General features: G+C 65.9%; 1 protein-coding gene. It reads left to right on the top strand.

Features of this window, described 5'->3' with window-relative positions:
• A partial coding sequence (locus A9Q02_RS07735; RefSeq protein ID WP_097651784.1) for an ISAs1 family transposase occupies positions 1 to 903 on the top strand: 903 nt, incomplete at both ends.

Here is a 903-nt window from a genome sequence, read left to right as displayed (position 1 = left end):
GCCGCCATCTACCAGCAGTTTCAACAGGTGCCGGATCTGCGCCACCGTCGGGGTGTCCGCTATCCCTTGGCGGTCATGCTCACGATTGCGCTGTGGGCCAAACTCGCGGGGGCCACACAGCTGCGCGCCATTGCCGAGTGGGCCCGCGAGCGCCGGGGCGAATTGGCGGCCCAGTTTGCCTTGCCGCGTGCTGCCATGCCGCATCCGACGACGTGGAGCCGGGTGCTCGCCTCGGCCGTTGCGGCGGAGGCCCTGGATCACGCCCTGCTCCCCCTGCTGCTGCCACCCCCAGCGAGCGAGGTTCCTGCCCGTGCCAGTCAGCAGATCGCCCTCGATGGCAAGGCCCTGCGCGGAATCATCCCGCGTGGCCACAGCCAGGGCGTTCATCTGCTCAGCGCCTATGACGTCGAGGCCGGGGTCGTGGTGGCGCAGACCCCCGTCACCAGCAAGGAGAACGAAATCGTCGCTGCGCCACGCCTCCTGAAGCGTCTGAATCTGCGCGGCACGATCATCAGTGGGGATGCCATGTTTGCCCAGCGCAGCCTGAGCATCCAGGTGGTGGAGGATGGCGGCGACGACTGCTGGATTGCCAAGGAGAACCAGCCCACGTTGTTCGATGACCTCAAACTGCTGTTCAGCCCGAAGGTTTTCCCCGTTGCGCAGGGCTTCAGCCCCATTCCGCTCGATTTCATCACGGTCGAGCAGTGCGACAAAGGGCATGGACGACGGGAATATCGGCGACTGACCACGAGTTGTCTGTTGGAAGGCTCCAGCGATTGGCCCTCTCTGGCGCAGGCCTTTCGGATGGTGCGGATCGTCTCTCAGGGGCGTGATTTCAGCGGTGAGGAGCGCTCTGGCATCACCAGTGCGCCGCGCAGTGCGGCGAGTGCCCGCCGCCTGCTG

The organism is Candidatus Chloroploca asiatica, from assembly GCF_002532075.1.
Lineage (GTDB): Bacteria > Chloroflexota > Chloroflexia > Chloroflexales > Chloroflexaceae > Chloroploca > Chloroploca asiatica.
This window is presented reverse-complemented; position numbering and strand designations above follow the sequence as displayed.